Below are 24,514 nucleotides of genomic sequence, written 5' to 3'. Positions count from 1 at the left end.
TTATTAAAAAATATTATATTTGCATTATCAAACTGATAGCTATTTAATAAACTAGAAATGCAAAAACAGACGAAACTTCAAATCTTATTTACAGCTTTATTTTTTCTTAATTTTAATTTCTCATCAGCTCAGGTTGGGATAGGTACGTCTTCTCCTAACCCTTCTGCCATGCTCGAAATTCATTCTGCCAATAAAGGGGTGCTTTTTCCGAGTGTTGCATTAGATTCTCAAACCGATAATATTACCATTCCTTCGCCTTCTGACGGACTTATTGTCTGGAATAACGGACAGGCAGGATTAGTGGAAACAGGATTCTTTTACTGGAACAATGCAAAATGGAATATGCTTTCCGTAGAAGGAAGTCAGATAAACCCGGTTATTCCCGGAGGAAATGGAGGAAACGGCTGGAATGATTCCGCAACGAACAGTGGAACCAATGCAGGAGCAAATACCAATCTTGCTCTAGGAACCAATACCTACGATGACCTTATTTTTAAAGTAAATTCTGTAAAAATGGGAAGACTGGGAGTCGATAATTCCGTAAGTTTTGGACCGATGGCAAACGCAGGTCAGAACGGAATATCTATAGGAACTTCAAGTTCTGCTTTTCAGGGAGTTTCTATCGGAAACGAAGCTTCAGTAACGGCAAATGACGGTTTGGCAGTAGGAAATAAAGCTACGGCAGCCGCTTTTAAATCGAATGCGATCGGCTATAATGCCAAAACCAATAAAAACGAATCCACAGCAATCGGAAATAATTCTCTGGCAGACGGGTTTCAGTCTACAGCAATCGGATATAATTCCAAAACCACAGCCAACGAATCTTCTGCATTCGGAAACAATTCTTTCGCGGCAGGATTTCAGTCAGTGGCATTAGGATACAATGCAAAAACAAACTCCAACAGCGAGACAGCAGTTGGATTCAATACCGTGACCAACGGACAGAATTCCACAGCAATAGGTTCCGGAGCTTCTGCAACAGGGCAGAATTCTACAGCAATTGGTTACAATACCACCACAAGCCAGTATAATGCAATTGCCATCGGAAACAGCAGTGCAAACGTAGGAATAGGAACAAGCACTCCGAATACAACAGCAAGATTAGATGTAAACGGACAGTACAAATTGGGAAGCAAAGGAACGGTAAATAAAAACCAGATCAGTTTTGAGGTTTGGCCAAGTGTTTCTGTTAATAACCTGCCATCAGGAAAATCTACAACTATGGATATTGCTATTCCTGCGACAATGCTTCCAAGCTCTACCAGAGCGACAATTGTGGTAACTCCGGCTTCGGATTTTGCAGGAAATGCATCATTTTCTATCTCGAACCCGAGAATGACTTCCACATCAAATATCACAATTAATCTTACCAATATTTCAGGAAATGCAGAAAGTTTATACTCTTCACATTTCTACGTAACGATTAACGAATTTTAATAGAATTGAATAAATAATACGATGCGTCACTTCAAATAGATTAATCAATCTTCAGGAAGTTTTAATTTAATGGTTATAAAGAAAGGATCTCGCTTATGAGATCCTTTTGATTTTTATTACACTGTAAGATTTTACAGCACAAAATGAATTTTACTTCATTATTTAATGACTCTTTCTAAAACCCACTCGATAAGATTTTTTTCCGAAGCATGATGATCGGCGGAGAATTCTCCACGTCTTCTGTTGGCAATAACGTTGTTTACGGTAATTGCTTTATGACCTAAAAGTCTGGACAAAGCATAAATGGCGGAAGTTTCCATTTCGAAATTGGTTACGCCAAGATCATTCAGTGTTTCTAAAAATTTATCATCCACAGCTTTTAAACGCAGTTGTCTTCCCTGTGGAGCATAAAAGCCCGGGAAAGTAGCGGTGTTTCCGTGATATTTTGCGTCTTTGTACAATGCTCCCAATTCTTCCGCCCAGTCTGCAAAATAAAGCATCGGTTTAATTTTCGGGTAAGGGAATTTTTCCATGAAATTTCTTGAAAATTCGTTTTCAAACTCGTAATCCTGATAAAAATGCATTAAGCCATCCAATCCTACAACATTCTGCGTAACCAGCATATTATCCACCTGAACATCAGGATTCACACTTCCGCAGGTTCCCATTCTGAATAACTGTAAGGAAGAATGTTCCGTTTTAAACTCTTTATTTTTAAGATCGATATTTACCAGTGCATCAAGCTCATTCATCACAATATCAATATTCTCTGTCCCGATTCCGGTAGACATTACAGTGATTCTTTCGCCTCTTAATGTTCCTGTATGCGTGTAAAATTCTCTTTTATTTTTCTTTACTTCTACTTTGTCAAAATATTTTGAAACCTTCGCAACACGATCGGGATCGCCTACAAGAATAATTTTTTCGGCAATATCTTCAGGTAAAAGGTTCAGGTGATAAACACTTCCGTCTTCGTTCAGAACAAGTTCTGAAGCAGCAAGTTTATTCAGCATAAATTCGTTTTTATAGTTTAATACATTGAAATTGTGATTGGTTTTCGCCAATCTTTAAAAATCCTCTCCCAAGATCCTCATCATTATTTTTAGAATGTCAATATTGGAAATTGACCGCTCGGTAATGAATTTGATTTCGGGGTTTAAAATTAATAAAAAATACCCGAATAGAGATGTAAACATTATTTAATTCAGATTTAAAATTGTGGTAACGTCCGAATTGTGCGCTATTAATAGATTTGCGCAAAAAATTTCATGAGATTTTATTCCTTTGCTGCTGTACTTTTTCTGCTTGTCTTTTCTGCAATGTCTTTCAATCCGGTAGATCAAGGAGTGAAAAGTGAAGATACATTCGTCAACAATGGTTTATCGGAATTCAAAAATAAGCTTGAAAACTTAAAATCGGATGCCAAAAGTTTTTCGGAAGATAAAATTTCCCTTGAAGAACTTCAGCAGTCATTAAAAAATACCAGAAATTCTTTCAAGGAAATCGAGTTTTACGTTGCGTATCATTATCCTGAATTTACCAAAACCCACCTCAACGCAGCACCGCTTTTCCATATTGAATCAGCGGGAACTTCCGCTTATACACTTCCTCCGGAAGGATTACAGGTTTTGGACGAAATGATATTTTCGGATGAAGCACTCGAAAAGAAGAATGATATTAAAACAATTGCAGATTTTTTATACAACAGCTACGCGAGTTTTTATTTAAGTACCGTAAAAAACGGTTTAAGCAAAGGAAACAATAAAACATTACCGTTAAGAATTGAACTGATCAGAATCTACAGTTTAGGCGTTACAGGTTTCGATACTCCGGGTTCGCTGAATGTTTCCGATGAAACCGTTCATGCTTTTTCAGGGATGCAAAAATATCTTCATGATGATCTTTACTTTAAAAATTATAATATTCAGAAAGCCGATGCCATTTTAACGAACGGAATTAATTATCTGACAAAAAATACAGATTTTGAAACGTTCGACAGGATTGAGTTTTATAAAAAATACATTCAGCCTTTATACGAAGAATTCGGAAGCTGGGACGGAAGAACGGATGATCTGAAAGAATTTTCGGGTTGGAATGTCGGAAACAAGAACTTTTTCAGCAGTGATTTTCTGGATCCCTATTTTTATACATTATTAAAAAAAGACGAAGATAACGGAGATTTAAGAAAACTAGGAAAAGAAATTTTTTATGATCAGAATGTGAGTAACAACGGAAAAATGAGTTGTGCAACCTGCCATTTACCGGAAAATGCGTTCACCGATTTAAAAGCAAAATCTCCGAGTAATGTAGAGGGAAAAACCGTGCTGAGAAATTCTCCGTCTTTGTATAACGCGGTTTTTGCCAAAAGATTTTTCTATGATTTGAGGGCTTTTTACCTTGAACAACAGGCAGAACACGTCATTTATAATAAAGATGAATTCAATACAAGCTATGAAAGCATCATTAAAAAATTAAAAACCAAACCGGAATACAGAAAAGCCTTTAAAGCTGCTTTTAAGAATGGTGAAATCAATAAAGAAAACTTTTCCAAAGCTTTGAGTTCCTACGTAGCTTCATTATATTCTTATGAAAGTGATTTTGATCGGTTTATGAGAAACGAAAAAGAAATTTCATCTGATGCGAAGAAAGGATTTAATCTCTTTATGGGAAAAGCAAACTGTGCAACCTGCCATTTTGCACCGAACTTTTCAGGTTTAGTTCCGCCGTTCTTTAATGAAAACGAATCTGAAGTTTTAGGAATTACGGCAAAACCAATCAGCCAGAAACCTTTGGAATTAGATGCAGATCAGGGAAGAGTCAACAGTCCTGTAAGAAAGGAAAATTCATGGATCTATGAAAATTCTTTCAAAACAGTAACCGTAAGAAATGCGGCTTTAACGAAACCCTATTTTCACAACGGTGCTTTCAATACTCTGGAAGAAGTTATGGATTTTTACAACGAAGGGGGTGGAGAAGGTCTTGGTTTGAAGGTGAAAAATCAGACGCTGGCTTCGGATAAGCTGAATTTAACCCAAACAGAGATTAAACAGATTATTGCATTTTTGAATTCTCTTACGGATATAAGCAGGAAATAGATAACAATAAATGAAATATCCAACAGTTTAAGTACCACAATTATAAAATTTGTAGGTAAACTTTTATTAAAATGACTATATTGCGCCGATAATAAAAACGTATAAAAATTAGTCTTACCAATATCTGTATAGCAGAGCAGATTATTCAGGCTAAAAATAATACGATTAATAAACTATTTACCTTAAAAACTTAAATTTATGAAGTACGTTATCATTTTTGCAGCGATTCTTGCTGTGCTTATTATTTACACGGTAATTTCCAGCCGTAAAAGTTTAAAAAATGCTCCCGGAAGATTAATCAATGCCAGAAAACTGTATGCTGATGGCGATTACAATGCCGCTTTAAAAGAGCTGAAAGAAGCATTCGTTCTTCCATTCGGAGACAAAGTAACCCTTGAGTACAGAACCCATGTATTGGGCGTTTTAGATCTTTTAACAGAAATTTTAAACGGAATGAATGTTAAGGGTGATAAATTAACGGCTAAATTGTACAAGCGACTGAATGAGGCAACCGGAACGATTCAGATTGAGGAATATCTGCTGAAACCAATCAATGATTTTTTTGATAATGCGGAATCTGATGAAAAACTGGCGGAATTTTTGAAAAAAGCGGTTATGTCAGGTGAGATTGGTGTTGTTTACAGTGATGATAATTCCGGACCGGATATCAGTAACAGAACCAATGAATTTATCAACCGCGGCGGGAAATTTTTAATGAAGGGAGAGTACCAGAACGCGATTGATGTTTATAATGAAGCGCTTACCCAAAGCTGGGATCAGCAGGATGAAGCTTTTCTGTACGATCAGTTGGCGTCATGTCATTTTATGAATAAAGATATAGTTTCGGCGGAAGCAAATTACCAGAAAAGTATTAGTATCAAACCGTACTATACCAATGTGTGGAACTATTGCGACTTTTTGATTTATAACAAGCGAAAAGCAGATGCGGAAAGACAGATGTCTAATCTCGCTACACTAATTAAGACAAAATCGGATCAGAAAGAATACGATAGTCTGTTCAAAAAATGGTACAGCCTGTCTTAAAAACCTAACCCCAATTGAATACAATTAAAAGTCATATATTTTATATGGCTTTTTTTGGTTCTTATAAGTTTCGACTTAACATAAAATTCATGTAATTAACATTCGGTTTTCCATTAATTAATATTTCTCAAGATTTATTTAAAATCCTATTAACAGGGGCTTCACAGCAATCTGATAGTTTTGCACTGTCTAATAAATCGAAATTTTAAAATGAAAAGAAAACTACTAACAGTTGCAGCTCTTGCAATGGTCACGGGTTCGTTACTGAACGCACAGACTTTTATTTTTAACAAAAACTCCGCATGGAAATACAACGATAGCAATACTGCTTTGGCATCCCAATGGAAAACAGCAACTTATGATGTTTCCACATGGTCTCAGGGAAACGGACCTCTTGGTTATGGTGATCCTGTAACGACCACAACGGCTACAGGACTTATCACGGCTTATTTTGCAAAAGATTTTACCGTAAACTTAAACGATCTTTCTTCCACTATGGAATTAGGGGTAATGAGAGACGACGGAATCGTAGTTTATCTTAATGGAGAAGAAGTAGTAAGAGACAATATGCCTTCCGGAACAATCGATTTCAATACACTATCAAGTACAACAATCGATGGAGCGGCAGAAAGTGTTTATAATGTTTTTTCTATTCCAAAATCCAAATTCGTTAACGGAAACAACAGAATCTCCATCGAATTGCACAACAGAGGCGCTTCAAGTTCAGATTTAAGAATTGATGCTTATCTTAAAACAACTTCAACCGTAACTCCGGTTCCTTGTAACGCCAATCACATCAGTTGTTTTACTTCCATTGTTCCTACCGCACAGACGAATAAACTAATCATTCCAACAGAACATAAATATCAACTGATCCTTAAAGAAGGTGACAATTATACAGAAGGAGGAGGTTTAGTAGGAGGACAGAACGATTTCACAGCTTATGTTCCGAAAAATGCAAGCAGCACAAACGGATATCTTTCTGTAAACCACGAAACAAATCCGGGAGGAGTTACCATGGCGGAAATTAATTATAATGCAACCACGAAACTTTGGCAGTTGTCCCGATCAAGAGCAGTGAGCTTTTCGGCTCCGAGTCTGGTTCAGACCATCAGAAACTGTTCGGGAGGCGTTACTCCGTGGGGAACGGTGGTAACTGCGGAAGAGCAGACCACTTCAAGCGACGTTAATGCAGACGGAATGAAAGATTACGGATGGTTGGTAGAAATAGATCCGGCAACCGCTCAGGTCATTTCCCAGAATACGGACGGATCTAAAGGAAAACTTTGGCAGATGGGAATCATGAATCACGAAAACGTAGTGATCAATAATACAGGAACAATTGCTTATTACGGTGAAGACGGCGGAACACACATGGTTTACAAATATGTCATGGATACTCCGAACAATCTTTCTTCCGGAAATCTTTATGTGCTGAAACTGGATCAGGGATTAAGCGGAGGAGATCCTGTTGCAACAACCGGAACTTGGATTCAGGTTCCTAATAAAACAAAAGCAGACCAGAATAACACTACCACTTTGGCGCAATCTCTTGGCGGAACGTCTTTCAACGGAATCGAAGATGTGGATATCAGTCCGCTTGACGGAAAAATCTATTTTACGGCAAAAGGTCTTAATAAAGTGTACCGATTAAAAGATGACGGAGCTACAGCTTCTCAGGTGGAAACTTTCGTAGGAGGTCTTACGACGAACTATTCTTTCGACACAGCGCAGGGAACAAAAACCGAAGCTTGGGGAGACGGAAACGACAACCTTACGTTCGATGAACTTGGAAATCTTTGGGTGCTTCAGGATGGTGGTAAAAACTACATCTGGGTAATCGCTCCGGATCATACTCAGGCAAATCCTAAAGTGAAACTATTCGCTTCCATGCCTGCAGGATCGGAGCCGACCGGACTTACTTTCACGCCGGATCACAAATTCGGATTCTTCTCCGTACAGCATCCGGATTCTACGATTTCAACTGATATTGATGCGACAGGAAATACGATTGATTACAGAGGAAAATCGGCAACCGTTGTTATCGCTCTTAAAAACAATTTAGGAACTACAGGTTCATTAGGAACAATTGATGCTCAAACAGAAAATACAGTAACTGTTGCTCCGAACCCGACTTCAGGATTGGTGAAGATCAATTCTCCGAAAGGGTTGAAAAATATTATGGTAACAGCGTACAGTATCGATGGGAAGATTGTTTTCACCCAGAAATATTCAGGACTGAATAAAGTTTTAGACTTAGATTTTACAAGACAGCTTGAATCTTCAAGAGTACTGGTTTTAAACATCGAAGCGGAAGGAGGATTCCAGCAGACGGTAAAATTGCTTAAAAAATAAATTATTAATATTTACATAACTGCCGGTGATGATATATTGCCGGTAGTTTTTTATTTGTATGAAAAAGCTCTTTTTTTCTATTTCATTTTTAATACTTTCACAGGCAAAAGCACAGATTGATCCTGTAAAATATCCGACGTATACCAATGTGGATGACGCCATAAAAATCGGACAAACCATTTACAGCATGAGTTTCAGAGGAAAAACCATGTTCAATCTTCCGGTTGAAATCCAAAAGTTAAAATCCATCTTTTTCCTGAATTTAATGGAAAACAGGTTTGAGAAAATGGATGAGTCAATTTTCAGGCTGAAAGAACTTACCATTTTAAACTTAAACGAAAACAGCATTAAATATATTCCGGACGAAATCGCAGAACTTCAGAAACTGGAAAGCTTTTCCATTAATTTAAATAGTTTAACGAAGATAAATCCGAATTTGGCAAAACTTCAGAAATTAAAGGTGATCCATCTTGATGCTAATAATCTGAACGTTTTTCCGGAAGCTTTACTAAAAATTCCAAGTCTGGAGGAAATTAATTTGCAGGGAAATCAGATCAGTTTTATTGCTAAAGATTTAGATCAGATTAAAAACCTGAAATCATTAAATCTGGCTTCCAATCAGATTAACGATTTGGGAGATTTAAAATTCCCTAAAGACATAAAATATATAGAGTTTCAGCAGAATTCAATTTCAAAACTTCCCGAAAATTTATTTCAGTCAAAAAATCTGGAGTTTTTAAATGTAAGCCAAAACCATATCAAAGAAATTCCGCCCAAAGTAAAAGGACTGAAAAATATAGTAAGCATGAATTTAGCAAACAATCAGCTAAAAGATCTTCCTTCCGAGTTTTCTCAACTGAAGAATCTTAAAACACTGATCTTAACAGGTAATCCGATGGAAAAATCAACCATCGAAAAGTTAAAAACCATCATGCCGCAAACGCAGATCTATTTTTAAAAATCTTAAAATTATTTTAACGGAACATTTGCAAGGCTTCCGCTATCATTTGCTGAACGAAGTGCCGTTGCGACCGTAAAATATTTCAAGTCTATTTAAAAAAGACTTAGCGACCATCGCGCTAAGAAAATCAAATGCTTTAATGACTAAAACTATCCGCCAACTCTTTTCGTTTTATAGCCCATTTCTTTAAGGATATTCATAATCTTATCACGGTTATCTCCCTGAATGATAATTGTTCCATCCTTTTCAGAACCACCGATTCCCAGTGTGGTTTTTATCTTTTTTGAAATGTTTTTAAGTTCTTCCTCGCTTCCTTCCCAGCCTTCAACAATCGTTACGGGCTTTCCGTTTCTGCCTTTTTTCTCAAATTTACACACCAAAGGTTCCTTTTGTCTGAACTGTTCTTCAGGCATCTCAAAATCCTGCTCTTCATGATCAGGAAAAAGGTTTTTCAGTTGATCTCTTAAATCCATACAGCAAAATTAATAAAATATTTACTTTTTCTATTTATAAATCACAAACTAAACGATTTCAGCATATTTTTAAAGCTCCAAACTTTATAAAAATCAAAATATTGAGTGTTAAAAACATAATTAGAAGATATTTAAAAATTCATGTATTTGTGATTTATAAACAAAAAATAAAATCATTGACAACATTTTTTTATTTTTGATCGTTAATAACAAAAAATATTTTATTTACACCAAATATGAAACTATTAGCCAGGCATTTTATTGCAACTTTTTTACTTGCTTTCGGAACCGCAAATGCTCAACTAACGGAAGATCCTCTGAAAGCTGTCATAGAAACAAAAGACGCTCAAAACTTCTGGGAAGCTTTCGATAAAATGGAAACTTCCAAAACCAATCCTTTTACAGAATATATAGACAAAGGTTCACCCGGAGTACAATCCTTTATTAAATACCGCATCATTAACGCCGATTCTCTGTATGCAACAGTGAAAAAAAATAAAGAACAATATTTACAGACGAGAAATACATTAAAAGCAATTAATTCAATTGATAAAAAGTTAAAATCATCATACAGTGCTTTAAAATATTGGTATCCGGAAGCGAAATTCCAGACTGTATATTTTGTGTACGGAAGAATGACAACCGGAGGAAATTCTTCACCAGATGGAATTTCCATTGGAACAGAATTATTCAAAAATCTGAATGGTGTTGTTGCGCTTATCGTTCATGAAATGATTCATTTTCAACAAAATAATAAAGGAGGAAATAATCTTTTGAAACAGGCAGTTACGGAAGGTGGAGCGGATTTTATAGGAGAGTTTGTTTCAGGAGAAAAGATGAATACCATACCTTTTGAATATGGAGAAGCACATCTGGATCAACTCTGTAAAGAATTTGTGACACGCTATAAAAGTAATGATTTCGACGATTGGTTTTACGGAACTAACAAAAAAGATGATAGACCTAATGATTTGGGATATTGGATCGGATACAGAATTTGTGAAGCGTATTTTAATAAGCAGACAGACAAGCATAAAGCTGTACATGACATTTTAAATATTGAGGATCCTTTTTTGTTTTTAAAAGAAAGTGGTTTTCTGGATTCCTACATTCAGCAATATGCAAAAGAAAAGAATTTAAAATATGAAGATTTTTTCAGTGAATTTTCTGGAGAACCTTCCGAAATTACTTTTACGGTAAATGTTCCCGATAAAAATGATGAGGTCTATATTGTTGGAAATCAGAAAGAATTAGGAAACTGGAACGCTTCATCCGTAAAAATGAATAGAAAAAGTGATTTCGAACGTACACTCACTTTAAAATTACACTTCCCTGCGCAGTTGAAATTTACAAAAGGAACTTGGGATCAGGAAGCCGATGTAAAAGGTTTTGAAAAAGGAAGCAATATTATTTTAGATAAGCCAAAATCAAAAAAAATATCATATAAAATAAACAATTGGTTTAAAAATTAAGAAGCTGGAAGTGTGAAACTTGATGATGGAAGTTTATAGTTTTCTATTTTAAAGATTAGGCAAACTCTTTGTGAGCTTTGCTAAGTGAAACGCCTTTGCGAACTTAAAGAATAGCAGTCAAAAATAATTTTGGCGAACCTTTGCGTTTAAAAAAATCTAAAAAATCCGCTAGAGAAAAAATTTTGTAAGATTTCAGTATTTATTATATTTTAAACAAAATTTAAGTCCGTCAATTGTTGATTTCATTTCAAAATAAATAAATTTGTAGGACAAAAGTTTATACAAAATGTCGAAAAAAGCAATATTAGCGATCCTTGACGGATGGGGATTGGGAATGAATCCGGACGTTTCAGCCATAGATAAAGCAAACACTCCTTTTATAGATAACTGCCTTAAAAATTTTCCGCATACAACACTCGAAGCGAGTGGTTTGGCAGTTGGACTTCCTGCAGGACAGATGGGGAATTCCGAAGTTGGACACATGAATTTAGGAGCGGGAAGAGTAGTGTACCAGAATCTGGTAAAGCTGAATATGGCAGTCGAAAACGGATCTTTAGGTCAGCAGAAAGTCATTCAGGATGCTTTTGATTATGCTAAAAAAGAAAATAAAAAAATACATTTCATCGGTTTGGTTTCCAATGGAGGAGTACATTCACATATCAACCATTTAAAAGGACTTTTAACGGCAGCTCACGAATTCGGATTGAATGAAAATGTTTTCGTTCATGCCTTTACAGACGGACGCGACTGCGATCCGCTTTCAGGAAAAGGGTTTATCGAAGAACTTCAGGATCACATGGAAAAAACAGTAGGAAAACTGGCAACCGTAGTCGGAAGATATTATGCCATGGATCGTGATAAAAGATGGGAGCGTGTAAAATTGGCTTATGATGCGATGGTAGAAGGAGTTGGAGAACAGTCTACGGATGCATTGGCTTCAATTCAGAAATCTTATGATAATCATGTGACGGATGAGTTTATCAAGCCGATTATCATGATTGATTCCACGCAGACAGGAAATGTGGTTCCGATTGCTAAAATAACAGATCAGGATGTGGTGATCTGCTTCAATTTCCGTACAGACAGAGGTCGTGAGATCACTGAAGTACTTTCCCAGAAAGATTTCCCGGAGTTTTTCATGAGAAAACTGCCGCTTTACTATGTTACATTAACAAACTATGATAAAACGTTCCAGAACGTTCATGTAGTTTTCGATGAAGAAGTTTTGCACGAAACGATGGGCGAGATTTTAGAAAAAAATCATAAGACGCAGATCAGGATTGCGGAAACAGAAAAATATCCTCACGTTACCTTTTTCTTTTCAGGAGGGAGGGAAGCCGAATTTGTGGGCGAAAAAAGATTGCTTTGCCCAAGTCCGAAAGATGTTCCGACCTACGATTTAAAACCCGAAATGTCAGCATACGATATTACCAACGCGATTGTTCCCGAGCTGGAAAACGAAACTGCGGATTTTATCTGTCTGAATTTTGCAAACACAGATATGGTAGGTCATACCGGAGTTTTTGAAGCAGCCGTTAAAGCAGCCGAAACCGTAGATCAATGCATTGAAAAAGTGGCAACTACAGCTTACGAGCACGGTTATGCCGTTTTCATTTTGGCAGATCACGGAAATTCTGATGTGATGATTAATCCGGACGGAACCCCAAATACACAGCATTCCACCAATCTGGTTCCTTTCATCGTAATGGACAAAGATCAGACATGGAATCTTAAGCCCGGAAAATTGGGCGATGTGGCACCTACGATCTTAAAAGTGATGGGAGTGGAAATTCCTGAGATTATGACTGGCGATATTTTAGTCAGCTAAATAAGAGATAAAAGTTTTAAAGAATGAAATCATTGTTAAATGCGACAGACTTTTCAAACTTAAAAAAGTACAGTAGAAAAAATCCTAACGAACTTTAATCTAAAATATTATTTAAAATTCAGAAATAATAAAGATAAAATGCCGTTATTATTTACATAGCGGTATTTTTTTATGACTAATATCAGAAATAATTAACAAAATATTATGTCCTAAATAATAAATAAAACTATAAATTTGCAGTTTAATCTAAATTCTAAAAATGTATCAAAAGCTTGTAAGGAAAGAAGTAATGGGAATTTTGGAAAAGGAGGTAGGTTCTTTTCTGAATAAATTTTTAACGCCAATCGAGAAAATCTGGCAGCCTTCCGATTATCTTCCGGATCCGTCGAGTGAAGATTTTAAACATGATTTAGAAGAAATACAGACTTTCGCACGCGAAATGCCTTATGATCTTTTCGTAACGCTTATCGGCGACTGTATCACAGAAGAAGCTTTGCCTTCTTACGAATCCTGGTTAATGGGAGTAGACGGAGTAGACCAGGAGCAGAAAGAAATCGGCTGGGCAAACTGGGTAAGAGCATGGACTGCTGAAGAAAACAGACACGGAGATCTTTTAAGCAAATATCTTTACCTGTGCGGAAGAGTGAACATGAGAGAAGTTGAGGTTACCACTCAATATCTTATTAATGACGGTTTCGATCTGGGAACAAGCATGGATCCTTACAGAAACTTCATCTATACAAGTTTTCAGGAAACTGCGACCAATATTTCTCACCGAAGAGTAGGAACTCTCGCAAAACAGTCCGGAAACGGAAAATTAGCCAAAATGTGCGGAGTTATTGCGGCGGATGAAGCAAGACACGCGAAAGCTTACAAACATTTTGTAGAAAAGATCCTTGAGATCGATCCTTCGGAAATGATTCTTGCTTTTGAAGACATGATGCGTAAAAAAATCGTAATGCCGGCTCACATGATGAGGCAGTCCGGACAAAAAGCAGGAGAGCTTTGGGGACATTTCTCAGACGCTGCGCAAAGATGCATGGTGTATACAGGACAGGATTACATCAATATCCTTAAAGACCTTCTGGATGAATGGAAAATCGAACACGTAAAAGGTCTTAATGAAAAAGCTGAAAAAGCACAGGAGTATTTAATGAAACTTCCTGCAAGACTTCAGAAAATCACGGACAGAATTTCAACGCCGGATCTTCAGTTTCAGTTCAGTTGGGTGAAAAGTTAGTTCTATAATTGGATAAATTATAAAGTAGGAGTGCTAAGTGTTTTTGGCACTCTTTTTATTTTGTATCTTTGCATTTCTAAATCTTAAATATAATGATGAATAATAAGAAAATTGCTGTTGATTTCGACGGAACCATCGTAGATGATGCGTACCCAGGAATCGGCAAGGCAAAGGTTTTTGCTTTCGAGACACTTAGAAGACTTCAGGCAGAGGGGTTCAGATTGATTCTGTGGACATACAGACACGGAAAAACATTAGATGAAGCAGTAGAATTCTGCAGAAAAAACGGGATTGAATTTTATGCAGTCAATTCAAGTTTTGAAGGAGAAGTTTTCGATCCGGAAACACAATCCAGAAAGCTGGATGCAGATTGGTTTATAGATGACCGAAATCTGGGAGGTTTTCCGGGATGGGGCGAAATTTACAATATTATTCAGGAAAGAATAGAATTCCGTGTGGAAGGAAAAGAGGTTTTAGCCTATTCAAAACTAAAAAAAGAAAAGAAAAAAGGATTATTCTGGTAGGATAATTAAAATGTAACGATTTAATAATGTATCAATTTACCAATTATTGATATTGTTACATTAATATACTAATACATTGGTAAATTAAAACAATGATTCAATTAAAAACAATAGACGAACTACGTCTTATGAAAGAAAGTGCCCGTTTGGTTTCCAGAACATTAGGAATGTTGGCGAAAGAAATCAAACCCGGGATTACCACTTTATATCTGGATAAATTAGCACACGATTTCATCAAGGATCATGGTGCAGAACCTGCATTTTTAGGATATGGAGGATTTCCGTACTCTTTGTGTATTTCTCCGAATGAGCAGGTGGTTCACGGTTTTCCGAGCAAAGAAGAAATTAAAGAAGGAGATGTGCTTTCTGTAGACTGTGGTGCTGTTCTGAACGGTTTCGTAGGCGATCATGCCTATACTTTCGAAATCGGAGAAGTAAAGCCGGAAACAAAAAAATTATTGAAAATAGCCAAAGAATCTCTCTATAAAGGAATTGAGCAGTGTGTGAGAGGAAAAAGAATCGGGGATATTTCCCACGCTATTCAGGCGCACTGTGAAAAAGAAGGATACGGAGTAGTAAGAGAATTGGTGGGTCACGGTGTCGGAAGACAGATGCATGAAGATCCGCAGGTTCCGAATTACGGAAGACAGGGAAGCGGAAAAGTGATTAAAGACGGATTAACGATTGCAATCGAACCGATGATTAATCTGGGAACTGAAAAAGTGAAATTCCATAATGATGGATGGACGGTGACAACTTTAGACAATCAGCCTTCTGCGCACTTCGAGCACGATGTTGCGGTAATTAACGGAAAACCTGTATTGCTTTCAACGTTCCAGTATATTTATGATGCTTTGGGAATCGTAAGCGATGAAGAAAAAGCCTTCCAATTGGATTTTTAATGAAAAAAGTCACTAAACTTTTACTGAATAAGATTCCGCGTCCGATGCTTATCAAAATGAGCATTTGGGCACGACCACTTATCTATCAGTTCTTTAAAGGCGATACGTTTTTTGATCCTATTGACGGAAAATCTTACCGTAAATTTCTTCCTTACGGATACGGAAGTCAGCGTGAAAACGCCTTGTCTCCCGGAACGTTGAGTCTGGAAAGACACCGCCAGATGTGGCTTTACCTACAAAATGAAACCGATTTTTTCATTAAAAATTACAAAGTTCTGCATATTGCTCCGGAACAGGAATTCCTTAGAAAGTTTAAAAGAATGAAAAACTTAAACTACATTTCAGCTGATCTTTTTTCGCCGATTGTAGACGTAAAAGCAGACATTCTCGATCTTCCTTTTGAAAATGAAAGCTTCGATATTATTTTTTGCAACCACGTTCTTGAACATATTGAAGATGATGCCAAAGCGATGAGCGAACTGTACCGTGTTTTAAGACCGGGAGGTTGGGGAATTCTGCAGGTTCCGATGAAAAATTCTCTGGAAAAAACGTATGAAGATTTTACGATAAAAGATCCGAAAGAACGTCAGAAACATTTCGGGCAGTACGATCACGTTCGTTGGTACGGAATGGATTATTTCGACCGACTGAAAAAAGCTGGATTTGAAACGGATATTAATTTCTATTCTAAACAGTTTACCGAAGAGGAAATAAAAAAATACGGGCTTAGAGAAAATGAAATTCTGCCTTTAGTGTATAAAAAATAACAAAAACGTCTTCATTGCGAAGACGTTTTTTGCTATATTAATCATAAGGAATTATTCTTTAATAAATTTCAAAGGTTTTTGTCCTTCAATTATTAAAATATATTGTCCTTTTACAAAATTCCGGGTATCAATCTTCACTTTTTTGTCAGATGTTTTACCTTCATACATCATTTGTCCAAGCATATTAAAAACCTTTACAGGAAGATCATTTTCCAGATTTATCACAATTAAATTGTCCTTTACAGGATTTTGAAAAGAAAAGGTTGCTTTGAGATTATTCTCTTTTGTTGATAAAATGGAACTGTTGTAATAGATTTTATTACCATTAGAAGGATTTGTTATAATTAAAGTCTTTCCTGAACCATTGGGAACAACCTGATAATTATAAACCTGACCAATTGCCGGATTAACGTAAAAGTCGCAGTTTTTTTGATCATATCCTTGTACAGCCGTCATATTGTTTCCCCAGTAATCTGCCAACGTACATCCTGCAGAACTGTTTTTAATAAAGGAATCATCTATCGTAGAAAAGGTAAGCGGTATTCCGGAAACATTAAAATACTTTGAAGTAAAAACGTTACTTCCGGATGAATTTGAAAATGTAGAAGGCTGAAGCGACTGATCCATCGTAGGAGTAACGGTTGTTTGTCCTCCTATAATCATTTGTGAAATATACCAGTTTGTATTGAACAGTTGGGAACTATTCTGTGCAAAGATAAGACTGCTTGTAAATAACAATAGTAAAGTTTTTTTCATGGTTGAAATTTTCTCAAAGATAATTAAAATTATAAACTTTCTGTAATAAAAAAACCGCTTTCAAATTCTGAAAACGGCTTTGCTACAAAGCATTTAACAAGATTATAAATTTTTCTTTAATTTTTTTAATGTGCAGAAACAGCCTTCAATCCAATCACAGATCCAATTAAAGTCACAATAAAGAAAATTCTCCAGAAGCTTACCGGATCTTTAAAGAAGAAAATTCCCATTAAAACAGTTCCTACAGCTCCGATTCCCGTCCAGACGGCATAAGCGGTTCCAATAGGTAAAGTTTGGGTGGCTTTGATCAGTAGAAGCATACTTACCGTTAAAGAGATCAGAAAGCCGGCAAACCAAAAATACATTGCCGTACCGCTTGTTTCTTTTACTTTTCCCAAACATGAAGCAAAGGCAACTTCAAATAATCCTGCAATAATTAAGATAATCCAATTCATTTTTCTGTAATTTTCAACTGCAAAGTTCTGTAATTTGGAAAGAATAAAATTTTACAATTGTTAAAAAATCTACTGTAAATATAAGATCTCATCTATCCAAACTCTCAAACGCTACAGCTTAATCTCCGCTCTTATTCTGCTCAGGCTTACCTGCGAAATCCCTAAATAAGAAGCAATATGCCCAAGCTGAACCCTTCTGATCAGGTCAGGTTTATTTTTTACAAGATCTTTATATCTTTCAAGAGCCGTTTTATATTGTCTTGAAATAATCAGTTCTTCGGTTTTTACAAGTTCTCTTTCCGCAAACTTTCTTCCCCAATTGGCTATATGAATATCCTCGTTGAATAATTTTTTAAGATGCTCTGTTTCCAGTTTGTAGAATTCGCAATTTTCCAGCAGTTCAATATTTTCGTATCCGGGATTGTTTTCCACATAACTTTTCATGGAAACCACCGGTTCGCCTTCATTTCCGAACCAGAACGTAATGTCTCTTTCTTCTGTGGATGCGTATGCGCGTACAATTCCTTTTTTTAAAAAATAGATATGAGGAATTACTTTTTCAGCTTCCATCAGACAGAAATTCTTGGGATAAGAAACTTCTGTAATGTATTGTTTCAGTTTTATTTTTGAGATTTCAGGAAGTATGTATATGCGGTCGAGAATTTCGTCAATTTCCATAATTAAGTCTTGGATAATTTGTCTAAAATATTGGTTTTGACAACAGAAAACAAGAAAATTATTCTCCTCTGTTTTGAATTAAATTAAAAATTAATTAAATTTAGAAGGTAAAACGTTTAACCAAAACAACGATCGGGAAGTATATAAAGATTGCTATTGAATTAATATACAAACAATCTAAATTTAGAATTATTTTTAATTAATTGATTTTTAGGTATTTGTATTTTGTTTCATTTGGATTTTGAAAAATTGCCAATCTACAATTATTTTCAAAACGACCAAAAAAATCGTCTATTGTTTTTTATATTTTTTATGAAATATTTTTGCACCAAAGTCAGAAAATTATGAAAAGAGCTTCTATTAAAGACATAGCAAGAATTGCAGAAGTTTCTGTGGCTACTGTTTCCTATGTTCTCAACAAAAAAGAAGGAAGCAGAATTAGCGAAGCCACAAAAACAAGGATTCTGGATGTGGCAAAAAGCATCAATTATACGCCCAATAAAATTGCAAAAAGTCTGAAAATGAACAAGACGAAGCTTATCGGGCTGATTGTTGCAGATATTTCAAACGACTTTTACTCCAACATTGCAAGAAATATTGAAGATGAAGCCATGAAGCTGGGATATACACTTCTGATCGGAAGCTGCGATGAAAATCCTGAAAAATTTAAAAAATTAACGGAGCTTTTCTCAGAACAGCAGGTCGACGGAATGATTATCGCTCCGGTTGTGGATTCGGATGAAGCCATCAATAAGCTCATTCAGGAAGAATATCCGATTGTAACCATCGACCGCTATCTTAAAAATGTAAGTCTTCCGGGTGTAATGATCAATAATTCAGAAATTTCAGAACATATTTGCGATCATCTGGTAAAAAAAGATTTCGATGAAATTATTTATGTAGGTTACGATACTGAACTTCCGCATTTGCTGGACAGACAGGATGGATTTGATAAGAGAATTGGTGAGTCGGATATTTCGGCGAAAAGAATTTTAATCGGAATTCATAATATTACCGAAGAAGTGCATCAGAAAATGCAGGAAAATCTGGATCTTTCCAAAAAAACGGCCATTTATTTTTCAAGTAATAAACTGGGAATTGCAGGTCTTAGATATCTGATCGATCATAACATCAGTGTTCCGGAACAGGTTTCATTGGTTGCGTTCGATGAGACTGAAGCCTATTATCTTTTCCCGACGGAAGTTTCATTTGTACAGCAGCCATTGTATGATATGGCAAGAGAATCGGTAAAACTTCTAGACAATCAGATTAATAATTATACTACAAACGGAAAAAGAGTAACCTTCCATGCTAAATTTATGGAAAGAAGCTCCGTAAAATAATAAAAAATGATAATGACAGAAGATGTAATGACGACAGAAAAAAAGCCTTATATTGTATGTTTCGGTGAAGTTTTGTGGGATATTTTCCCGGAAGGTTCCAGAGCAGGAGGTGCACCTTTTAATGTTGCCTATAATGTTCATAAAATGGGCATCGATGTAAAAATGCTTAGCAAAACAGGAAAGGATGAACTGGGAGAAAAATTAACGGAAAAAATTAAAAGCTGGGGAATTACCACAGATTTTATTCAGATAGATGAAGTTCATCCTACGAGTACGGTGATCGCTAAAATAGATGAACACAATGAAGCGAGCTACGAAATTGTTGAAAATGTAGCATGGGATTTTATAGATTTTCTTCCTGAACATCAGGATTTGGTTGCCAATGCGGAAGCTTTTGTCTTCGGAAGTCTTTCTGCCAGAAATGAAAGGACCAGAGAAACCTTGCTTCAACTGCTTGAATTGGCAAAACTGAAAATTTTTGATGTAAATTTCAGACCGCCTTTCATCGATTTTGAATTCATTAAAATATTGTTGAATAAAGCCGATATTGTAAAGATGAACAAAGCGGAGATGAAGCAGATCCTTGAATTTATGGGTGAAGAATATACAAGTGAAGAAGAAAGTGTTTCATTCATTCAGAAAAAATTTAAGGTTAATGAAATTATTTTAACCAAAGGAAGTAAAGGCGCAGGTTATTTTGTGGGAAGTCAAAATTACAGTTTTCCTGCCGTTCCCATCACCATTGCAGATACAGTGGGAAGCGGTGACGCTTTTCTTGCCGGTTTTATTTCCAAAAGGATTCAGAATCAGGAGCCTGAAGAAATTATTAAGGAAGGAATTGCTTTAGGAGCATTCATTACTTCAAAATCAGGCGCGTGTCCAGATTACAGGTATTGCGAATTTAAAAATTTTAAAGACTCAAAATTTTAATTTTACAAGAAAATCAAAGACTTTTTCAGATCGGAAAAGTCTTTTTTTGTCGGTAAAAGTTTCCAATTAATTCCAAAGACCGATTAAGTTTAGTAACTTTGCAAATCCTAATATAATTTTTATGCACAAAGCAGGATTTGTAAATATAGTTGGAAAGCCCAATGCCGGAAAATCTACCTTGTTGAACCAACTGATGGGGGAGAAACTGGCGATTGTAACCCAAAAGGCTCAGACAACACGCCACAGAATTTTCGGAATTTATAATGAAGAAGACTTACAGATCGTATTTTCAGACACTCCCGGAGTTCTGGATCCGAAATACGGTTTACAGGAAAAAATGATGGATTTTGTAAAGGATTCTTTGCAGGATGCCGATGTTTTCCTTTTCATTGTAGATGTTACCGACAAAGCTGAACCTTCGGAATTTCTGATTGATAAGCTGAACAAAATTCCTGTGCCTGTTTTGCTTTTGCTGAATAAAGTAGATCAGACCAATCAGGAAGGTTTGGAAAAACTGGTTGAAACATGGCATGAGAGAATCCCGAAAGCGGAAATTCTGCCTATTTCTGCATTAAATGCTTTTAATACAGACATTATTTTACCGAAACTTAAATCTTTACTGCCGGAAAATCCGCCTTATTACGATAAAGATCAGTATACGGATAAGCCTGAAAGATTCTTTGTAAATGAAGCAATCCGTGAGAAAATCCTTTTAAATTACGAAAAAGAAATTCCGTATTCTGTGGAAGTGGTTACGGAGCAGTTCAAGGAAAAGGAAGGAATTATCTTCATCGATTCTATTATTTACGTGGAAAGAGATACCCAGAAAGGAATTATCATCGGGCATAAAGGAGAAGCGATCAAAAAAGTAGGGACAGAATCCAGACTGGATCTTGAAAAATTCTTCAATAAAAAAATTCACCTGAACCTTTTTGTTAAAGTAAAAAAAGACTGGAGAAAAAACGACAGAGATTTGAAAAATTTTGGATACAGATAGACTAAAAACCATCTAAAAACCGTTCTATTAGAAGAATTTTCACTATCTTTAAATGTAAATTGCTTTTAATGAACTATTCGAACACAATAAATTCAGATTCTGTTTTAAAAGATGTTGCATTGCTTATCGTGCGGGTTTTCATTGGTTTTGCCATGCTCTCTCACGGTTTTCCAAAGCTTCAGATGCTTTTAGAAGGTAAGTCAGACTTTTTTGATTTTTTAGGATTAGGATCGCAGATCACTTTAGGTTTAACGGTTTTCGCAGAATTTGCCTGTTCGATTCTCCTTATTTTAGGACTGTTCTCAAGAATTTCATTAGGATTTCTGATGTTTACCATGATTATTGCGGGTTTCGTCGTTCATGGAGCAGATCCTTTTGAAAAACGGGAAATGAGCCTTATTTATCTTTCCGTCTATCTTTTACTGATGGTTTTCGGGGCAGGAAAATTTTCTGTCGATTATATGATCGAGAAAAGGAAAAGAGCCAATGATTGGTAATGATTTTACAATATAAATTAAAAAGAGCAGTTGTTTTCAACCGCTCTTTTTTGTTTTTCTAAGGGTTGCAGGGAAGGTTGGACGGGATGCAGCTCCATTTAGGAAGTTCACTCGTTTCATCGATTTTCATGCAGGGTTTGTATCCTGAAGGACACTGCGGCGCATTTCCGCCATTCATGGCGCGAAGTTCTCTTCGCTCTAATTTTCTTAGATTTTTCATAATGATTCTGAATTTGATGAATACTAAAGATAATATTATTTTGTTAAATCACGTAGAGGTGTTTTAATATATCCTTGCATATTCTCTAATTTTCATTAATTTCGTGGAAATTGAAATTATTATGAAGATAAGACTGACCATATGCCTTCTTGCGTTCCTCAATTTCTATGAAGCGCAGGAAAATATTACGTATCAAAAACCATCTGCGGAAATCCTGAAACTTGCTGATTATGAAAGACCTCCAAGTGTTTTGATGAACAGTAAAAAAGACTGGATTGTTTTTACCTACCGTCCGACGTATAAAACTCTGGAAGATTTAAGTCAGCAGGAAATGAAGCTCGGAGGATTGAGAATAAATCCGGTAACCAATATTTCAAGTTCGGCAACGTATGCCAATAACCTGAAAGTGAGAAAAATGAACGATAAAACGGAAGTTCAGGTTAAAAATTTACCTTCGAATCCAAAAATCACCAATACTTCATTCTCTCCGGACGAAAAAAAACTGGCGTTTACCAATACCACCAATAAAGGTGTGGAGCTTTGGATTGTAGACCTTGAAACCGCTACCGCAAAGAAAATAACTTCAGATAACTTAAATGCAAATTTGGGAAGTCCTTACATCTGGTACAAAGATTCTCAGAATTTATTGATCAAAACCCTTCCGCAAAACAGACCTGCTTTAATAGATTCGAGCAAAGATCTTCCGACAGGTCCCATTGTTTCCACAGCAGACGGAAAAGTTTCGCAGAACAGAACGTATCAGGATCTTCTGAAAAATCCGCAGGATGAAAAGAATTTTGAAGTCTTAACCGCTTCAGAAATATATAATGTTGATCTGAACGGAACTTTAAAGAAAGTAAAAGATCAGGATATGTATTCCGGATTGAGCTTTTCGCCGGACGGAAATTATCTGATGGCGACAACCATTAAAAAACCGTTTTCTTACATTGTTCCACTAAGCAGATTTCCGATGACCACTACGGTGTATGACATGAACGGAAATGTGGTGAAAGTTGTAAACGAAACACCTCTGAACGAAATTATGCCTAAAGGATTCTCTTCCGTAAGAATAGGAAAAAGAGATATGGGATGGAGAAGCGATATGCCTGCAACTTTGGTATATGCAGAAGCTCTGGACGGAGGAGATCAGTATAAAAATGCAGAATTCAGGGATGAGATTTTTACTTGGGAAGCACCTTTCACCAACGGACCGAAATCATTCTTTAAAACAAAACAGAGATACGAAGATGTAAGCTGGACAAATGATCATTACGCCATTGTTTCCGAAGGTTGGTACGATACAAGAAATACAAAATCTTTCCTAGTTGATTTAAATAACGGAGAATCTAAAGTCATTGACGACAGAAATTATCAGGATGTGTACAGCGATCCCGGAAATTTCAATACGACAAAAAACCAGTACGGAAGATACGTTGTCGACATGAAAGGAGGAAAGTCTTACCTCATCGGAGCCGGATTCACAAAAGACGGACAGCATCCTTTCATTGATGAGATGGATGTGAAAACCATGAAAAAGAAAAGGCTGTATACTTCCAATCTTAAAAATGCAAAGGAAGAAATTATTGATATTTTAAATCCTGCCAAAGGAGAAGTTCTTACGATTCAGCAATCTTCCAGCCAATATCCGAATTATTTTAAGAAGAGCATTAAATCCAATAAAACAGAAGCGGTAACCAATTTCGCGAATCCTTTTGAAAGCATTAAAGATGTCTACAAAGAAGTGATTACCTATAAAAGAAATGACGGCGTTACGCTTACCGGAACACTTTATCTTCCTGCTAACTATGACAGAAAGGCAAAAACGGAAAAATTACCATTGCTGATCTGGGCTTATCCTACCGAATATAAAGATAGAAACACGGCAGGACAGAATACGCAGAATCCAAACGATTTCACTTTCCCTTACTACGGTTCTTTCGTGTATTGGACAACGAAAGGATATGCCGTTTTGGATGATGCCGCATTCCCGATCATCGGAGAAGGAAAAACAGAACCGAATGATACATTTATTCCTCAATTGGTCGCCAATGCAGAAGCAGCAATCAACGCGGTAGATCAGTTAGGTTATATTGATAAGAAAAAAGTTGCGGTAGGAGGACATTCTTACGGGGCTTTTATGACGGCAAATCTTTTAACCCATTCCAAGCTTTTCGCGTGCGGAATTGCAAGAAGTGGAGCGTATAACAGAACTTTGACGCCTTTTGGTTTCCAAAGCGAACAGAGAAATTACTGGGATGTTCCGGAAATCTATAACACGATGTCACCCTTCATGAATGCTGATAAGATGAAAACGCCGCTGTTATTGGTTCATGGAGATGCAGACAACAATCCCGGAACGTTCACTTTGCAGACGGAAAGATATTTTCAGGCGCTTAAAAATCTTGGCGCACCAGTAAAAATGGTTCTTCTGCCAAAAGAAGCTCACGGATATGCAGCGAAAGAGAATATTCTTCATTTGCTTTGGGAACAGGATCAGTTCTTGGAGAAATGTTTGAAAAAATAATAATTTACATAAAAAC

Annotated in this window: 22 protein-coding genes; 16 read left to right on the top strand and 6 right to left on the bottom strand. The window is 36.3% G+C overall.

Annotated features, from left to right (window positions below; translation table 11 throughout):
* Nucleotides 1-57 precede the first annotated feature (57 nt).
* Complete coding sequence (locus BW951_RS02715; protein WP_076390375.1) at nucleotides 58-1,437, top strand: hypothetical protein; 1,380 nt, start codon at nucleotides 58-60, stop codon at nucleotides 1,435-1,437.
* Nucleotides 1,438-1,595: 158 nt separating this feature from the next.
* Here the strand turns inward: BW951_RS02715 and BW951_RS02710 are convergent, their stop codons facing one another.
* Nucleotides 1,596-2,450, bottom strand: coding sequence for a nucleoside phosphorylase (locus tag BW951_RS02710; protein WP_076390559.1), 855 nt, complete (start codon nucleotides 2,448-2,450; stop codon nucleotides 1,596-1,598).
* A 255-nt stretch (nucleotides 2,451-2,705) separates the two neighbouring features.
* On the opposite strand from BW951_RS02710, the gene BW951_RS02705 reads away from it, so the two are divergent.
* The 4 genes from BW951_RS02705 to BW951_RS02690 all read left to right on the top strand — a co-directional run bounded on the left by BW951_RS02705 (nucleotide 2,706) and on the right by BW951_RS02690 (nucleotide 8,889).
* Nucleotides 2,706-4,532 (top strand): cytochrome-c peroxidase, encoded by a 1,827-nt coding sequence (locus tag BW951_RS02705; RefSeq protein WP_076390374.1) that lies wholly within the window; start codon nucleotides 2,706-2,708, stop codon nucleotides 4,530-4,532.
* 198 nt (nucleotides 4,533-4,730) lie between these two features.
* Nucleotides 4,731-5,576, top strand: a complete 846-nt coding sequence (locus BW951_RS02700; protein WP_076390373.1) for a tetratricopeptide repeat protein — start codon at nucleotides 4,731-4,733, stop codon at nucleotides 5,574-5,576.
* A gap of 210 nt (nucleotides 5,577-5,786) precedes the next feature.
* Nucleotides 5,787-7,931 (top strand): PhoX family protein, encoded by a 2,145-nt coding sequence (locus BW951_RS02695; protein ID WP_076390372.1) that lies wholly within the window; start codon nucleotides 5,787-5,789, stop codon nucleotides 7,929-7,931.
* 58 nt (nucleotides 7,932-7,989) lie between these two features.
* Nucleotides 7,990-8,889, top strand: coding sequence for a leucine-rich repeat domain-containing protein (locus BW951_RS02690; RefSeq protein ID WP_076390371.1), 900 nt, complete (start codon nucleotides 7,990-7,992; stop codon nucleotides 8,887-8,889).
* Between the two features lie 152 nt (nucleotides 8,890-9,041).
* Here BW951_RS02690 and BW951_RS02685 read toward each other — a convergent pair whose 3' ends face one another.
* Nucleotides 9,042-9,365, bottom strand: coding sequence for a translation initiation factor (locus BW951_RS02685; RefSeq protein WP_076390370.1), 324 nt, complete (start codon nucleotides 9,363-9,365; stop codon nucleotides 9,042-9,044).
* Nucleotides 9,366-9,601: 236 nt separating this feature from the next.
* Here BW951_RS02685 and BW951_RS02680 point away from each other — a divergent pair, with 236 nt between their 5' ends.
* The 6 genes from BW951_RS02680 to BW951_RS02655 all read left to right on the top strand — a co-directional run bounded on the left by BW951_RS02680 (nucleotide 9,602) and on the right by BW951_RS02655 (nucleotide 16,098).
* A complete protein-coding gene (locus tag BW951_RS02680; RefSeq protein WP_076390369.1) occupies nucleotides 9,602-10,837 on the top strand; it encodes a DUF2268 domain-containing putative Zn-dependent protease in 1,236 nt (411 codons plus the stop codon).
* Nucleotides 10,838-11,123: 286 nt separating this feature from the next.
* Nucleotides 11,124-12,665, top strand: coding sequence for a 2,3-bisphosphoglycerate-independent phosphoglycerate mutase (gene gpmI / locus BW951_RS02675; RefSeq protein WP_076390368.1), 1,542 nt, complete (start codon nucleotides 11,124-11,126; stop codon nucleotides 12,663-12,665).
* 259 nt (nucleotides 12,666-12,924) lie between these two features.
* Nucleotides 12,925-13,905 carry an acyl-ACP desaturase gene (locus BW951_RS02670; protein WP_076390367.1) on the top strand — a complete coding sequence of 327 codons (981 nt, stop codon included), beginning with the start codon at nucleotides 12,925-12,927 and terminating at the stop codon, nucleotides 13,903-13,905.
* 92 nt (nucleotides 13,906-13,997) lie between these two features.
* Nucleotides 13,998-14,429 (top strand): BT0820 family HAD-type phosphatase, encoded by a 432-nt coding sequence (locus BW951_RS02665; RefSeq protein ID WP_076390366.1) that lies wholly within the window; start codon nucleotides 13,998-14,000, stop codon nucleotides 14,427-14,429.
* Between the two features lie 92 nt (nucleotides 14,430-14,521).
* Entirely contained in the window at nucleotides 14,522-15,331 is an 810-nt protein-coding gene (gene map / locus BW951_RS02660) for a type I methionyl aminopeptidase (protein WP_076390365.1), read from the top strand.
* Nucleotides 15,331-16,098 carry a class I SAM-dependent methyltransferase gene (locus BW951_RS02655; RefSeq protein ID WP_076390364.1) on the top strand — a complete coding sequence of 256 codons (768 nt, stop codon included), beginning with the start codon at nucleotides 15,331-15,333 and terminating at the stop codon, nucleotides 16,096-16,098. Before map ends, BW951_RS02655 begins: the two co-directional genes overlap by 1 nt.
* A gap of 51 nt (nucleotides 16,099-16,149) precedes the next feature.
* Here BW951_RS02655 and BW951_RS02650 read toward each other — a convergent pair whose 3' ends face one another.
* The 3 genes from BW951_RS02650 to BW951_RS02640 form a co-directional block, all read right to left on the bottom strand.
* On the bottom strand, nucleotides 16,150-16,854 hold the full coding sequence (locus BW951_RS02650) for a T9SS type A sorting domain-containing protein (RefSeq protein ID WP_076390363.1): 705 nt from the start codon (nucleotides 16,852-16,854) through the stop codon (nucleotides 16,150-16,152).
* Between the two features lie 125 nt (nucleotides 16,855-16,979).
* Nucleotides 16,980-17,309, bottom strand: a complete 330-nt coding sequence (locus tag BW951_RS02645; protein WP_076390362.1) for a DMT family transporter — start codon at nucleotides 17,307-17,309, stop codon at nucleotides 16,980-16,982.
* Between the two features lie 111 nt (nucleotides 17,310-17,420).
* The gene (locus BW951_RS02640) at nucleotides 17,421-17,987 is read right to left on the bottom strand and encodes a Crp/Fnr family transcriptional regulator (RefSeq protein ID WP_076390361.1); all 567 of its coding nucleotides are present in this window, start codon (nucleotides 17,985-17,987) and stop codon (nucleotides 17,421-17,423) included.
* 344 nt (nucleotides 17,988-18,331) lie between these two features.
* Here BW951_RS02640 and BW951_RS02635 point away from each other — a divergent pair, with 344 nt between their 5' ends.
* From BW951_RS02635 to BW951_RS02620, 4 genes are all read left to right on the top strand, one after another.
* A complete protein-coding gene (locus BW951_RS02635; RefSeq protein ID WP_076390360.1) occupies nucleotides 18,332-19,330 on the top strand; it encodes a LacI family DNA-binding transcriptional regulator in 999 nt (332 codons plus the stop codon).
* Nucleotides 19,331-19,336: 6 nt separating this feature from the next.
* Complete coding sequence (locus BW951_RS02630; protein WP_228427471.1) at nucleotides 19,337-20,260, top strand: carbohydrate kinase family protein; 924 nt, start codon at nucleotides 19,337-19,339, stop codon at nucleotides 20,258-20,260.
* A gap of 121 nt (nucleotides 20,261-20,381) precedes the next feature.
* Nucleotides 20,382-21,257, top strand: a complete 876-nt coding sequence (era, locus tag BW951_RS02625; protein WP_076390359.1) for a GTPase Era — start codon at nucleotides 20,382-20,384, stop codon at nucleotides 21,255-21,257.
* Between the two features lie 68 nt (nucleotides 21,258-21,325).
* Nucleotides 21,326-21,754 (top strand): DoxX family protein, encoded by a 429-nt coding sequence (locus tag BW951_RS02620; protein ID WP_076390358.1) that lies wholly within the window; start codon nucleotides 21,326-21,328, stop codon nucleotides 21,752-21,754.
* A 58-nt stretch (nucleotides 21,755-21,812) separates the two neighbouring features.
* Here the strand turns inward: BW951_RS02620 and BW951_RS22610 are convergent, their stop codons facing one another.
* On the bottom strand, nucleotides 21,813-21,974 hold the full coding sequence (locus BW951_RS22610; RefSeq protein ID WP_165814839.1) for a hypothetical protein: 162 nt from the start codon (nucleotides 21,972-21,974) through the stop codon (nucleotides 21,813-21,815).
* A 121-nt stretch (nucleotides 21,975-22,095) separates the two neighbouring features.
* Between BW951_RS22610 and BW951_RS02615 the strand changes: the two genes are divergently transcribed.
* Nucleotides 22,096-24,498 (top strand): alpha/beta hydrolase family protein, encoded by a 2,403-nt coding sequence (locus tag BW951_RS02615; protein WP_084196342.1) that lies wholly within the window; start codon nucleotides 22,096-22,098, stop codon nucleotides 24,496-24,498.
* The last annotated feature ends 16 nt before the right edge of the window (nucleotides 24,499-24,514 follow it).

Origin of the sequence: Chryseobacterium gambrini (assembly GCF_900156825.1) — a bacterium.
Classification (GTDB): Bacteria; Bacteroidota; Bacteroidia; order Flavobacteriales; family Weeksellaceae; genus Chryseobacterium; species Chryseobacterium gambrini.
This window is presented reverse-complemented; position numbering and strand designations above follow the sequence as displayed.